The sequence below is a fragment of the Frankia sp. Allo2 genome (assembly GCF_000733325.1).
GTDB lineage: Bacteria > Actinomycetota > Actinomycetes > Frankiales > Frankiaceae > Frankia > Frankia casuarinae.
The window spans coordinates 136,852-150,687 of record NZ_JPHT01000005.1; the positions used below are offsets into that span (position 1 = coordinate 136,852).

The 13,836-nt window shown below is 70.5% G+C and carries 9 protein-coding genes; 7 read left to right on the forward strand and 2 right to left on the reverse strand.

Annotated elements, in window-relative coordinates; translation table 11 throughout:
- Window positions 1-19: 19 nt before the first annotated feature.
- The gene (locus tag ALLO2_RS06120; RefSeq protein ID WP_232234913.1) at window positions 20-1,942 is read right to left on the reverse strand and encodes an ABC transporter ATP-binding protein; all 1,923 of its coding nucleotides are present in this window, start codon (window positions 1,940-1,942) and stop codon (window positions 20-22) included.
- A gap of 184 nt (window positions 1,943-2,126) precedes the next feature.
- On the reverse strand, window positions 2,127-2,801 hold the full coding sequence (locus ALLO2_RS06125) for a DUF308 domain-containing protein (RefSeq protein ID WP_232234914.1): 675 nt from the start codon (window positions 2,799-2,801) through the stop codon (window positions 2,127-2,129).
- A gap of 406 nt (window positions 2,802-3,207) precedes the next feature.
- Here ALLO2_RS06125 and ALLO2_RS06135 point away from each other — a divergent pair, with 406 nt between their 5' ends.
- The 7 genes from ALLO2_RS06135 (at window position 3,208) to ALLO2_RS06165 (ending at window position 13,835) form a co-directional block, all read left to right on the forward strand.
- The gene (locus tag ALLO2_RS06135) at window positions 3,208-5,877 is read left to right on the forward strand and encodes an AMP-binding protein (RefSeq protein WP_157493280.1); all 2,670 of its coding nucleotides are present in this window, start codon (window positions 3,208-3,210) and stop codon (window positions 5,875-5,877) included.
- A 98-nt stretch (window positions 5,878-5,975) separates the two neighbouring features.
- Window positions 5,976-6,989, forward strand: a complete 1,014-nt coding sequence (locus ALLO2_RS06140) for an iron ABC transporter substrate-binding protein (protein WP_051868675.1) — start codon at window positions 5,976-5,978, stop codon at window positions 6,987-6,989.
- Window positions 6,986-8,542, forward strand: coding sequence for an iron ABC transporter permease (locus ALLO2_RS06145; protein WP_051874929.1), 1,557 nt, complete (start codon window positions 6,986-6,988; stop codon window positions 8,540-8,542). Before ALLO2_RS06140 ends, ALLO2_RS06145 begins: the two co-directional genes overlap by 4 nt.
- Window positions 8,539-9,693, forward strand: coding sequence for an ABC transporter ATP-binding protein (locus tag ALLO2_RS06150; protein ID WP_011436029.1), 1,155 nt, complete (start codon window positions 8,539-8,541; stop codon window positions 9,691-9,693). Before ALLO2_RS06145 ends, ALLO2_RS06150 begins: the two co-directional genes overlap by 4 nt.
- A 150-nt stretch (window positions 9,694-9,843) precedes the next feature.
- On the forward strand, window positions 9,844-10,254 hold the full coding sequence (locus ALLO2_RS06155) for an RNA-binding S4 domain-containing protein (protein ID WP_011436028.1): 411 nt from the start codon (window positions 9,844-9,846) through the stop codon (window positions 10,252-10,254).
- Window positions 10,255-10,635: 381 nt separating this feature from the next.
- On the forward strand, window positions 10,636-12,504 hold the full coding sequence (locus tag ALLO2_RS06160; protein WP_157493281.1) for a polysaccharide deacetylase family protein: 1,869 nt from the start codon (window positions 10,636-10,638) through the stop codon (window positions 12,502-12,504).
- Window positions 12,501-13,835: a glycosyltransferase family 2 protein gene (locus tag ALLO2_RS06165; protein WP_011436025.1), complete on the forward strand. Its 1,335-nt coding sequence runs from the start codon at window positions 12,501-12,503 to the stop codon at window positions 13,833-13,835. Before ALLO2_RS06160 ends, ALLO2_RS06165 begins: the two co-directional genes overlap by 4 nt.
- Window position 13,836: the final 1 nt, after the last annotated feature.

Consider the following 13,836-nt stretch of genomic DNA (forward strand, 5'->3'; position numbering starts at 1 on the left):
ACCGACAGCCCCCACCCGATCAGACGACGGTGGGCCGGTAGAGGCGGGCGTAGGCGCCGCCGTCGGCGAGCAGCTCGCTGTGCGTGCCGTCCTCGACGATCTGGCCGTGGTCCATCACGTAGATGCGGTCGGCGTCAATCACCGTGGACAGCCGGTGCGCGATCACCAGGCACGTCCGCCCCACCGCGAGCCGGTCCAGGGCGGTGCGCACGGCGGCCTCGGAGACGGTGTCCAGCGCCGAGGTCGCCTCGTCCAGCACCAGCACCCGTGGTGACTGCAGCAGGACCCGGGCGATGGCCAACCGCTGCCGCTCACCACCGGACAACCGGTAGCCCCGGGCGCCGACCCGGGTCGCCAGGCCCTCGGGCAGCCGGTCGAGCAGGGCGGAGAGGCTGGCGGCCGCCAGGGCGGCACGCAGCTCGTCGTCGGTTGCGTCCAACCGGCCGTAACGAAGGTTCGCCGCGATCGTGTCATGGAACAGATGCGGGTCCTGAGGGACGACGCCGATCATCGTGTGCAGACTATCCGGCGGGATGTCGTCGAGGGGANCCCCGCCGAGACGGATGCCGCCGCGCCGCGGCCGGTGCATGCCGCTGGCCAGATAGGTGATGGTCGTCTTGCCGGCCCCGCTGGCCCCGACGATCGCCGTCGTCGTCCCCGCGGCGACTTTCAGGGTCACCCCGCGCAGGTTCCACGTCGGGTCGTCGTCCGGCCAGTCGCCGTCCGGCCGGTCCTCGGCCGTGGCAAGATCGTAAGAGAACCATACGTCGTCGAACGTCAGATCGAGTCCCCGGCCGGCATCGACTCCCCAGCGAGCGGCGGCCGGCACCGGTTCCGTCCCGGACCGNNNNGCGCGGGGGACGGTCAGCGCGGGGGCCCGGGCCCCTTCGAACCTCAGGCGTACCTCGTCCTGCGGGACGTCAAGCAGGGAGAAGATCCGCCGGAAGGACGCGCCCGCACCCGCGAGCTCCGCACGCAGGTTGACAGCGGACGACAGTGGTCCGAAGGCCACCAGCAACGCGCCGCCCAGGGCTGCGACCGTCCCGAGCGTGATGCGACCGCTGGAGACCAGCCAGGCCCCCAGCGCCAGCACCGCCGTCATCGTCGCGATAATCCCGAGGTTGACCAGGAACCGGACCCGCGACATCAGCCGGGCCTGATCCTCGGCGGCGGCGAGCAGCTCGGCGCCCGCCGCGTCGAAGCGGGTCTGCTCGTAGTCGACCCGGTCGAACAGCCGCACGTGCAGCGCCCCGGAGACCGACGAGGTGTCGGCGACCTGGACCATGAGCAGACCGTCGAGCTCCCGCTGGCGGATGGACAGCGCGGCGAGCCGCCGCCGGCCCGAGCGGACGATCAGCAGCGTGGCCGGCGCGAAGACCATCACCGCCAGGCTCAGACGCCAGTCCAGCACGAAGACGACGATCGAGCCGACGACGATGTCCGCGATCCGGCAGACCACCGCCTGCACGGTGGCGGAAATCGCGTTCTGGGCGTTCAGGACGTCGGTGGACATCACCGTCATCACCTCCCCCTGCTGGCTGCGGGGAAAGAAGGCGAAGGGCAGGCGCTGCAGGTGAGCGTTCACCGTCTGACGGATCCGCACGGAGACAACGCCGCCGAGCCGAGCGATGAGCGCCATGCGCACCGAAAGCACGCTCGACTCGAACACCAGCACCGCGCACAGCAGCAGAACGGGGACGACGAGGTCACGCACCTGGCCGGTGGGCAACGACGTGTCGATGAGATGGCGCAGGACGAACGGCCCGACGGCGACGGCGGCCGAACCGAGAACGGACAGCCCGACGAGGACCGCGACGACCCGGCCCTGGTCGGCGAAGAACCGGACGCTGCGCCGCGCCTCGGGCGCGCCGGTCAACCGCGCGAGCGCACGCGCATGCAAGCGGATCACCCACGACGGGACGGGCAGCGACTCACGGATCACGCCGCCGAGGCTATGCCGACGCGCGCCGAGGCGGCGAGGGGCCTCCCGCGGGGCACAACCCTGACGCCCCACCGCCCTGACGCGAGTCGGGGCGGTGGGGCGTCAGGGTCAGACCGACCGCGGTGGCGGAAGCCGATGGGCCGGGAAGAAACCGGGGCCGGGATCCGGGGACCACCCGGGATCGTCAACGGTTCCCGGACACGGGTCGTTGGACGCGCCCCTCCTCCAGCCGCCTGCCTTCCACCGCGCCGGCGCCGAAGCCGGGAATCGCCAGGCCCTCCAGCGAGGCGGGCGGTCGGGAAACGCCCCGCAGCCGGAACCCCATGGCAATCTTGGTCAGCCCGATCGCCAGGGCCGTGAGGCCCACCCACAGGGCCAGCAGCGGCAACGAGACCCGCTGGGAACCCACCACCCAGAACGCCGCCCCGATCTCCAACGCACCGACGATCAGCGGCATCCACCACTGGGCCGGGGTGGGGCGGCCCTCCGCCGCGGTGGCGTACTGCCCGGCCGCGGCCTGCTGCTCAGTCCGTCGGGCGACGAACGAGTTGACGACGTCGTAGAGACCCTTGATCAAAAAGAACCAGGCCGCGATCCGGCCCACTGCCTTGACCGTGGGATCCGGCCAGACCAGCGCCACCACCCCGCCGGCCACGAACNGCACCGCGAGCAGCGCATGGGACCAGCGCCAGTCCCGGGCCGTCGCCGCCGCCGCCAGCAACTCACTCACCGCACCGAGGAGCAGGACGATCCCGAGAAGCACGGCGATCGACCATACCGTGGTCAGATCGAACTGCGGAATGGCCAGCGCGAACAGGGCAAAAGCTGCTCCAACGGCGAGAAAACCAAACCAGGGCACATTTGTGGATCTTTCATGTGTACGACGATCTGAGGCAGTTATGTCGCTCACGATCCTATTCTCCCCTCGTCGGTCACCGATACAAGGACCTTGCCGTCAGCTGGCGCTCGACATCACAGGTCAACAAGCTGATGCCCGCCACCCGGCGAACCACGCTTATCCGCTGGACATCATTCCGAACCGACGACGACGCCATATCGCCCGCGGCGTTACTCAACTCCTCCCAGCAGGTGGGTGCCNCCCTGGGGNGGGGGGCCACCATCNCCNCCGCTGCCGCCGCCACTGCCACCGCCACACAGCAAGATCATCCATGGGCGGCTGCGGCACCGAACGTCACAGGTCGATGACGTAGGCGCAGTGAGAGGTATGACTTAGGGTAGGCTTTCCTTACTTGTACATTGGCTGGGTGACCAAGGCAGGCCCGTCCCTCGCAAGCTCGACTGTGTTCCTCGCCCGCCACCTTGAACGGCACGGTGACCGCACGGCCGTTGTCACGGCTGAGGGCCGGCTGTCCTACCGCGAACTGGCGGCACGCGTCGACGCCGCCGCCGGTCGGCTCGGCGCCGGGCGGCGGCTGGTGCTCCTCGCGGCGGTCAACACGATCGACGTCCTCGTCCTGTACCTGGCGGCGCTGTCCGCCGGGCACGCGGTCCTGCTGGTGCCGGGTGACAACGCCGCGTCGACCGACGCCCTGATCACGTCCTATGACCCCGACGTGGTGATCCGCCCGGCCGGCACGCGGACCNGCGTCGAGCAGCGGCGGGAGGGCTCGAAGCACGACCTTCATCCGGACCTCGCGCTGCTGCTGAGCACGTCGGGCTCGACGGGCTCACCGAAACTGGTCCGGCTGTCGTACACGAACCTGCAGGCCAATGCCGAGTCGATCGTCGAGTGCCTCGGCCTTCGCCCCGGCGACCGCGCCGCGACGACCCTGCCCCTGTACTACTGCTACGGGCTGTCGGTCGTGCACAGTCACCTCCTGTGCGGGGCCGGTCTGATCCTGACGTCCCTGTCCGTCGTGGACGCCTGCTTCTGGAACCTCTTCCGGGACGGGCAGGGAACCTCGCTGGCTGGCGTCCCCTACACGTTCGACCTGCTCGACAGGATCGGTTTCGACGCGATGTCGCTGCCGCATCTGCGCTACATCACGCAGGCCGGCGGTCGACTGGCGCCGGACCGGGTGGCCCGCTACGCCGAGCTCGGACGACGCAACGGCTGGGACTTCGTCGTGATGTACGGCCAGACCGAGGCCACGGCGCGGATGTCCTGCCTGCCGCCGCACCTCGCGCCGACCCACCCCCACACCATCGGAGTCCCGGTCCCGGGCGGGTCGTTCCGGCTCGAGCCGCTGGCCGACCGCACCGGGAGCACCGACAGCACCGGGGATCTGGGGCAGCTCGTCTATTCCGGGCCCAACGTCATGATGGGTTACGCGCGGACGGCCTCGGACCTCGCGCTCGGTCCGACGCTCGACGAGCTGCGCACCGGGGACGTCGCGCGCCGCACCGATGACGGCCTGTACGAGATCGTGGGACGGCAGACCAGATTCGCCAAGGTCTTCGGGATCCGGATCGACCTGCAACACGTGGAAGACACCCTCGCCGGCCAGGGGCTCAGCGCCTGCTGCGTGACCGGCGACGACGCCGTTGACGTGATGATCGAGGGTGACCGGGACACGCCTTCGGTCCGCCGGCTGGTCGCGCGGGCCTGCCGGCTGCCGGAGAACGCCGTCCGCGTCCACCGCCTGGCCGCCCTGCCCCGCCTGGCCACCGGCAAACCGGATCTGGTCGCGCTGCAGGAGATCGCCCGCGACGCGCGACCGGCGCGCACGACCGCGCCCACCGGACGGGACGGACCGTCGGACGGAACAGCCGACGTACGCCGGCTGTTCGCCGAGCTGCTCCACCGCGACGATGTCACCGACGACAGCACCTTCGTGAGCCTGGGCGGCGACTCGCTGTCCTACGTGGAACTGTCACTGCGGCTGGAGGACGCCCTCGGACACCTGCCCGCCGGCTGGCACACCATGGCCGTGCGGGACCTGAAGCCGGCCACGCGACCGAAGCGCCGGGCTGGCGGCTCTGGCAGCTCGATCGAGACCAGCGTGCTGCTCCGGGCGGTTGCGATCGTGCTGATCGTCGGGACGCACGCCAACACCTTCGACGCCGTCGGCGGCATCCTCGGGGGCGCCCATCTCCTCATCGCCGTCGCCGGCTACAACTTCGCCCGTTTCCACCTGACCGCGGCGCCGCGGCGCGACCGGGTCCGCGGGCTGCTCCGCAGCATCGCGTACCTCGCGATGCCGAGCATCGTCTTCATCACCGTACTCGTGCTCGTCATGGACGAACACGAACCCGCCAACATCGTGCTGCTCAACAGCGTGTTCGGGCCGGACCGCGCGGGCCCACCCTGGGAGTTCTGGTTCGTCGAAGCCCTGGTCCAGATCCTGCTGGTCCTCGCGGCCCTGCTCGGCGTGCCGGCGTTCGACCGCTGGCAGCGGCGCCGCCCGTGGGCCGTCGCCGCCGGTGTCCTCGCCGCCGGTCTGCTCACCCGCTTCGACGTCGTGGCCCTACCGCCGGGACCACGCCACACCCAGACGTCGGTGGCGGTGCTCTGGCTGTTCGCGCTGGGATGGGCCACCGCCGCCGCGACCACGGTACGGCAGCGGCTGGCCCTCACCGCGGCGGCGGCGCTCACCATCCCCGGGTTCTTCGCTGACGCACGCCGGGAGCACGTGGTGCTCGGCGGCGTGCTCCTGCTGGCCTGGACCACGAGCGTCCGCTGCCCACGCCCGCTGCGCCGGCTGGCGGGCCCGCTGGCCGGCAGCTCGCTCTACATCTACCTGACCCACTGGCAGGTGTTCCCCCTTCTGCAGGACGACCATCCGGTCCTGGCGCTGCTGGCCTCGCTCACCGTCGGCGTCGCCGCGTGGAAGGTCTCGTTCCATGCCATGGGCCTTCTCAGCCGGCTCACGGCGGGCGTGCCGATCCCACTCGGCGCCAGGCGTCCGCTCCGCGGTTCGCCCGCCAGCGCTCCCGACTTGTGCCACTCGTCACATTCTACGGCGCTAAGGTAAGCATGAGTTAACTTCTACACCGATTAGGGGTTCGAGGTCGGTCGGACGTGTCTGTCCAGGTGGAGGGTTCAGGTGGAGTGTTCAGCTGGAGGAGCCCGATGGGTTCGTTAGGAAGAACCTTGGTCGTGCTGGTGACGGCCACCTGCCTGGCCGGCCTGTCAGCGTGCGGCTCGGGGGACGACGGGAAGACGATCACGCTCTACAACGCGCAGCACCAGGACCTGATGCGGGTGATGGTGGACGCGTTCACCAAGCAGACCGGCATCAAGGTCGAGTTGCGTCGCGGCGGCGACCCCGAGCTGGCGAACCAGATCGTCCAGGAAGGCGACAGCTCGCCGGCGGACGTCTTCGTCACCGAGAACTCGCCGGCCATGACGCTGGTCGACCGCGCCGGCCGCTTCAGCAAACTGGACCGGGCCACCTTGGGCCAGGTGCCTGACCAGTACGTCCCGAGCACCGGCAACTGGGTCGGTTTCGCGGCCCGGTCGACGGTGTTCATCTACAACCGTGGGCAGGTCGCCAAGAACGAGCTGCCCACGTCGATCATGGACCTGGCGGGACCGGCGTGGAAGGGGAAGGTCGGTGTCGCGGCGGCCGGAGCGGACTTCCAGGCCATCGTCAGCGCCGTACTCGCGGTGAAGGGCGAGGGGGCCACCGCCGAGTGGCTCGCCGGGCTGAAACGCAATGCGAAGATCTACGACAACAACATCGCCGCGCTGCGCGCCGTGAACGCGGGNGAGGNCCCCGCCGCTGTGATCTACCATTACTACTGGTACCAGGACCAGGCGGAGTCGGGCAAGGACAGCAGGAACGTCGACCTGCACTTCTTCGGCCACCGGGACCCGGGCGCGTTCGTCAGCGTCTCCGGCGCCGGCGTCCTCGCGGCCAGCGACCAGCAGGCCGAGGCGCAGCGGCTGGTCGCCTTCCTCACCAGCGACGCCGGGCAGAAGGCGCTGGTCGACAGCGGTGCCCTGGAGTACGCCGTGTCCGACGCGGTCCCCACGAACCCTGCGCTGAAGCCGCTGTCGACCCTCGATCCGCCCGACATCGACATCTCGACCCTGAACGGACCAAAGGTCGTCGAACTGATGCAGCGGGCGGGCCTGCTCTGAACGGCCAGCCCACGACGGCGGGATGGTGGGTACGCACCGGCCCGGCGTACCCGCGCCCGCTGCTGCTGGCCTGCGTGCTCGTCGCGCTGCTCGCGGCCGTCCCACTGTTCTTCGTCGTCGGATACACGGTCAGTGTGGGCTGGTCGGAGGCCTGGCGGCTGCTGATCCGGCCCAGGGTCGGCGAGCTGCTGGTCAACACCACCAAGCTCGTGACCGGCGGGATGGCGGCCAGCGCCGTCCTGGGCACGGCCGCCGCCTGGCTGGTGGAACGGACGGCCCTGCCGGGACGACGGGTCTGGCACGTGCTGCTCGCCGCTCCGCTGGCACTGCCCGCGTTTGTCGTCAGCTACGGTTGGGTTTCGCTGACCGCGGACGTCGAGGGATACCCGGGCGCCCTGCTGATCGTGACACTCGCCTACTACCCGCTGGTCTACCTCCCCGTCGGCGCGACCCTGCGGGGGCTGGACCCGGCGCTGGAGGAATCCGCCAGGTCACTCGGGCTCGGCCCGTGGCGGACGTTCACCAGGGTCGTGCTCCCGCAGTTGCGCCCGGCCGTCCTCGGCGGGTCGCTGCTGGTCGGCCTGCACCTGCTCGCCGAGTTCGGCGCCCTGCAGATGCTGCGGTTCCCCACCTTCACCACGGCCATCTACGACCAGTACCGCTCGTCGTTCAACGGCCCGGCGGCGAACATGCTCGCCGGCGTCCTGGTGCTGTACTGCGCGGTCCTGGTCGGCACCGAGCTGAGCCNGCGCGGTCGGCACCGCTACGCCCGGCTCGGGCCCGGAGCCAGCCGCACCGCGCAACCCGCCCGGCTCGGCCGGCTCACCGCCCCCGCCGTCGGCGGGCTCGGCGCGGTCGTGGGCCTGGCGCTCGGCGTGCCGCTGGTGAGCCTCGTCCGCTGGCTGCTGGTGGGTGCCTCCGCCGCCTTCCCCGCCGTCGAACTGGCCACCGCCGCCGCGACCGCGGCCGGACTCGGCCTCGCCGGCGCGCTGTGCACCGTCCTGTTGGCGCTTCCGGTGGCGTGGCTCGCGGTACGCCACCCGGGCCGGATCGGGACGCTGCTTGAACGCAGCACCTACACGGCCAACGCGCTGCCGGGCATCGTGGTGGCGCTCGCTCTCGTCACGGTATCGCTGCACATCCTGCCGGCCGTGTACCAGACCACCACCCTCCTGATCGCCGCCTACGCGATCATGTTCCTGCCGCGGGCCACGGTGGCGGTACGGGGCGCGATCGCGCAGGCGCCACCCGTCCTGGACGACGTCGCACACGCCCTGGGCCTGCGCCCGACGCGGGCCTGGCTGCGGGTCACCCTGCCGCTGATCGCCCCCGGCGTCGGCGCCGGCGCCATCCTGGTGTTCCTCGCTGTGGTCACCGAACTCACCGCGACCCTGCTGCTGTCACCCACCGGCACCGACACCCTGGCGACCGAGTTCTGGAGCAACGTCCGCGACGTCGATTACGGCGCGGCCGCCCCCTACGCGGGGTTGATGGTGCTGCTGTCGACCCCGGCGACCTTCCTGCTCACCCGTTCTGCTAGGAGAAGCACGTGACAGCGCTGAGTGTCAGCCAGGTCACCAAACGGTTCGGCGCCACGACAGCCCTCGCCGGGATCGATCTGCGAGTGCCCGACGGCAGTGTGACGGCCGTGCTCGGGCCGTCGGGCTGCGGCAAGACCACCCTGCTACGGCTGGTGGCGGGATTCGGCGACCCGGACGGCGGGACGATCGACTTCGGCGCCGAACGGGTGTTCGGCCCCGGTCGCAGCGTTCCCGCCCAGCGGCGGCGGGTCGGGTACGTCCCGCAGGAAGGTGCCCTGTTCCCGCACGTGGACGTCGCGGCCAACATCGGGTTCGGCCTGCCCCGCGCCGAACGCCGATCCGCCGGGCGGGCCGCCGAGCTGCTCGACCTCGTCGGGCTGGACGCGAGCCTGGCCCGCCGGTTCCCTCATCAGCTCTCCGGCGGCCAGCAGCAGCGCGTGGCGCTGGCGCGGGCCCTGGCCCCGCGGCCGTCCCTGGTGCTGCTCGACGAGCCGTTCTCCTCCCTGGACGCGGGGCTCCGCCTGAACACCGCCCGCGCCGTCGTCGAAGCGCTGCGTGCCAACCGGACCACTGCGCTGCTCGTCACGCACGACCAGAACGAGGCGCTGTCACTGGCCGACCAGGTCGCCGTCATGGCCGCCGGTCGCATCGCCCAGACCGGCACGCCCCAGGGCGTCTACGCCTCACCCGGCAACCCGACCGTCGCGGCCTTCGTCGGCGCCGCCGTGTTCATGCCCGCCGTCGTCACCGGGCTCACCGCCTCCTGCGACCTTGGCGAACTCGCCGTCCGGCCCGGGTCTCCCCAGGGCGAGGCGCGCCTGCTCGTCCGGCCGGAACAGATCAGGCTCCTCGCCGCGGCGGACGGCGACAAGAACCAGAACGAGAACCAGAACGAGAACCAGAACCAGCACGAGAGCCAGGACCGAAACGAGAACGAAGAGCGGAACGAAGAGCGGAACAAGGAGCGGAACAAGGAGCGGAACGTGGTGGTCGGCCGGGTCACCGAGGTGCGGTACTTCGGCCACGACGCCACCGTCCAGCTCCGGCTCGACCGGTCCGGCCGCACCGTGACGGCGCGGGTGCCGGGGCGCCAGCTTCCCGAACCCGGCACCCGCGTGCGGCTGTCGATCACCGGGCCCGTCACGGCCTTCCCACCCCATTGACTCCGTCGCGGCTCTCACCGACGCCGGTCCCGGCGCCGGCACGGTCGCGGCGGTCACGAGCGCCCTGCTACCGCCACGCAGGTCGATCGTCACCGCCTGACCGTCCCCGAACGACGACAGGTCGGCCGGTCGATTCGTACAGTCAGACTTATGACGTCGCCCACGCCTATGACGTCGCCGGCGGGAACCGCCCGGATCGACACCTGGATCTGGTGCGTGCGCCTGGTCAAGACGCGATCGCAGGCGACCGCCGCCTGCCGCGCCGGCCATGTCCGCCTCAACGGCGAGCGGGTCAAGCCGGCCCATCCGGTGCGGGCCGGCGACGAGATCCGGGTGCGCCAGCCCGGGCACGAGCGGGTCGTCGTCGTCACCCGGATCCCGCACAGGCGGGTCGGCGCGCCCGTTGCCGCGGAGTCCTTCGTCGACCGCAGCCCGCCGGTCGCGCGCGAGGTGCCGCCGGTGGTGGCCGTGCGCGATCGGGGCGCCGGGCGGCCGACGAAGCGCGACCGGCGGGCGCTGGAACGCCTGCGCGACCAGCCCCGCCGGCCGGATGCGCGGTAGCGGCGCCGCTACTGGGTGCCCAGTAGCGGCGCCCCGGTCAGGCGACGCCTCGGTCGAGGGAGTTCGCAATCGCCCACACACCATGACCATCCCCAGGAACCTTGCCCTGGGATTACTAACCCTGGTACTACCCGCCATGGGATTACTTCGCATCAACGGTGTGAAGAAAACGAAGGAAGCGACCGGGTACGTTGCCGGTGACCGGGACCGGGCTCTGCCGCTGCGTGCCGCGTAGCGTTATCCGCGCTCGTGGAACGCGATCGTGAGGTTGATCTGCCTGGACGACACGNCCGNGGGTCGCGTCCCGCCGCACCGACCGGCTCGAACTAGAGTCAGGCCCATGGGGCGAGCGTCATCCGGGTTGGCTCGGTGGAATTCGCGATGAGCTACCGTGAGAAACCGAGCGTGGACATCCCGGACCATTCGGCGGGGCAGCCCGCCCGTAATGGGCGTTCGGTCCGGTTCAGCATTGTGATGCCGACATACAACCGCCGAGACGTGGTATTGCAGAGTATTGCGGAACTCAGGTATCTCGATATGCCGTGGCCCTGCGAATTGATCGTCGTCGTCGACGGTTCCACGGATGGCACTGAGAAGGCTCTCCAGGCTGTCTCTCTGCCGTTCTCCAAGCGAATCCTGTGGCAGGAGAACGCGGGCGCGGCCGCAGCGAGAAACCGTGGCGCCGCGGGCGCGCTCGGCGAGTTCATCCTCTTTCTCGACGACGACATGGCGGCGGACCGGCGGCTCCTCGTCGAGCATGAGCGGCTTCTCGCCGCCGGCGCCGACGCCGTGGTCGGCCACATCCCGATGCACCCCGCCTCGCCTCCTACGGTGCTCACCTACGGAGTCGACCGGTGGGCCCGGGCACGCCGCCGGAGGCTGCTGCGGTCGGACGGGCGGCTGACCGTCGCGGACCTGCTCTCCGGGCAGGTGTCGATGCGGGCGTCGACCTTCGCCAGGCTCGGCGGTTTCGACACGGGTTTTACCGCCGGCGGCAGCTTCGGCGGTGAGGACACCGACTTCCTCTACCGGCTGCTGCAGAGCGGTGCGCGGGTTCGATTCGCCGCCGACGCCGTCTCCTACCAGCGTTACGTCGTTTCGCCCGAGGCGCACCTGAGGCAGTGGACGCAGGCCGGGCAGGCCGATGCCGCGCTTTCCCGAAAACATCCGGGTCTCGGTGACCTGCTCTTTGCCCAGCATGGCGGGAAGACGATCAGAGGAAGCCTCACCAGGGCCGCGGCGGCGGCACCGCCCTGGGCGTCCCGCGTCCCGGCGGGTCTCGTGCTCGGAAGAGTCAGCGCCGGGAAGGTGGACCGGCCCACCAGATGGATGTTCCTGGGACTACGCGACTGCTCCTACTGGCGGGGAACCCACCAGCGCGGCGGTCTCCTGCACGCACCGGACGTTGGCCTGCGGATCCTTGCCTATCATGCGATAGAGGACGTGTCGGATCCCCTGCTGAGTAGGTATGCGGTTCCCCCGCCACAGTTCCGGGCCCAGCTGACAGCCCTGCTGGGCGCCGGCTTCACCTTCGTCGGGGTCGATGAACTCCTGCATCATCTCGACGGCCGGCCCGCCCGGCATCAGTCGCTGGTCCTCACCTTCGACGACGCCTATTCGAGTCTGTTCGAACACGCCGTGCCCGTCCTTCGGGAACTTGGTATTCCCGCGACGGTTTTCGTGGTCACGAAAGAGATCGGCGGTTNGNANAGGTGGGATGCGGTGAACGGCGCCGCCAGGCTGCCGCTCCTCGACGCGAGCCGGCTGCGTGCCCTTCACCAGGAAGGCTGGGAAGTGGCGGCGCACTCCCGCACTCACGGGCAGTTGACGAGGATGAGTGGGGCCGGCCTGTGGGACGATCTTTCCGCGGCGCGCGGCGACCTCGCGGCCATCGGGCTGCCCGTGCCACGCCTGTTCGCCTATCCCTACGGGGAACATGACGCGCGCGTGCGCATGATGGTGAAGAAGGCGGGATACGACGCGGCGTTCGCGCTGCAAACTCGGCGCGCCTTCCCCACGGCTCAGGACCGCTATGCCCTGCCCAGGATCGAGGTGGAGCGCCATACCCGCGTTGATGCGCTCGTCGAGACGGTGCGCAGATCGCAGGTTTACCGACGTCCCGACATCCGTCCCGACATCGAGCGGGAACTGGGTGGGGCATTGCGTCGAGTTCTCCCGGTCCAACGGACGATCCGCGGACACACCAAAGATCACGAGGCCGAAGATCACGAGGCGAGGAGCGTCGGATGAACCTGCACGGGAATCGGGAGTCCCCGGCCGGCCCAGCCGCGGCCGACGAGGGTATCTGGTGCTGTGAGCTCGAGGTGTCGGCCGGGGGCGTCGTGCGCTCGGTCGTGCCGCCACGCGACCGTCAGCGACGTGCGCGGGTCCTCGCCCTGCTGCACGGTGAGCCGCTCGGCTACGCGGCGGCCGCCAGGACGGCCACCGGCATCGACGTCGATGAGCTGCTCGGCAGGGTCTGGTCGGAGTTCGGCGGGCGCATCAACGATCACCTGGTCGGCGAGGGTCTCCGCCCGCTCGAGCGCCTCGACGCCCGCACCAGGCCTGCCGCGGCCACCGAGGCCTGCCCGAACAAGGTTCAATCCACCGATCTCGATTCCACGGATCTCGTCTCCGTCGTCGTCGCCACCAGAGACCGCAGTGAGATCCTGGCCAACTGCCTGCGTCGACTCACGGAGGTCACCTATCCGGCCGTCGAGTTCCTCATCGTGGACAATGCCCCGTCGAGCGACGCCACGAAGCGGGTCGTCGACTCGTTTTCGGCCACCGACGAACGATTCCGCTATGTCCCCGAACCACGCCCGGGTCTCTCCCGCGCCCGCAACCGCGGGCTCGCGCTGGCGCGGGGGGTGTACGTCGCCTATACCGACGACGACGTCTCGGTTGACCCCGGCTGGATCGACGGGCTGGTTCGGGGTTTCCGGCGCCGGCCGGACGTTGCGTGCGTCACGGGACTCGTCTGCACGGCGAGCATCGTGAGCGCGGCCGAAGTCTACTTCGACGCCCGGGCGTCGTACTGGTCCACCCGCTGCGAGCCGGTGCTTTTCGACCTCGCCGACAACGAGCGGCACGGTCCGCTGTACCCCTATATAGGTTTCGTCGGCACCGGCGCGAATGTCGGGTTCGACGTCGCGTTCCTGCGGGACCTGGGTGGCTTCGACGAGGCGTTGGGAGCGGGCACCAGGAGCCGGGGCGGCGAGGACCTCGATCTCTTCGTGCGCATGTTGCGGGCGGGCCGAGCGATCGCGTACGAACCAGCCGCCTTCGTCTGGCATCACCACCGCGCCGACGACGCGGCGCTGCTCGCTCAGATGTTCGGCTACGGCTCCGGTTTCACGGCCTTCCTGGCCAAGCTGCTTCTCCAGCGGTCGACCCGGGGTGAGGTGGTACGTCGCATCCCACGAGGCCTGCGTGGGATGGCCCGCATCGGCCATGCGACGAGCCAGCGGCTCGACGGGCGGGTCCAGGCCCCGAAGGGTGCCCTGCTGCGGGAGTTCGCCGGCTACGCCGCCGGACCGTTGCTCTACGCCCGGGAGCGGCAAACGGCCGCCTGGCGGTGAC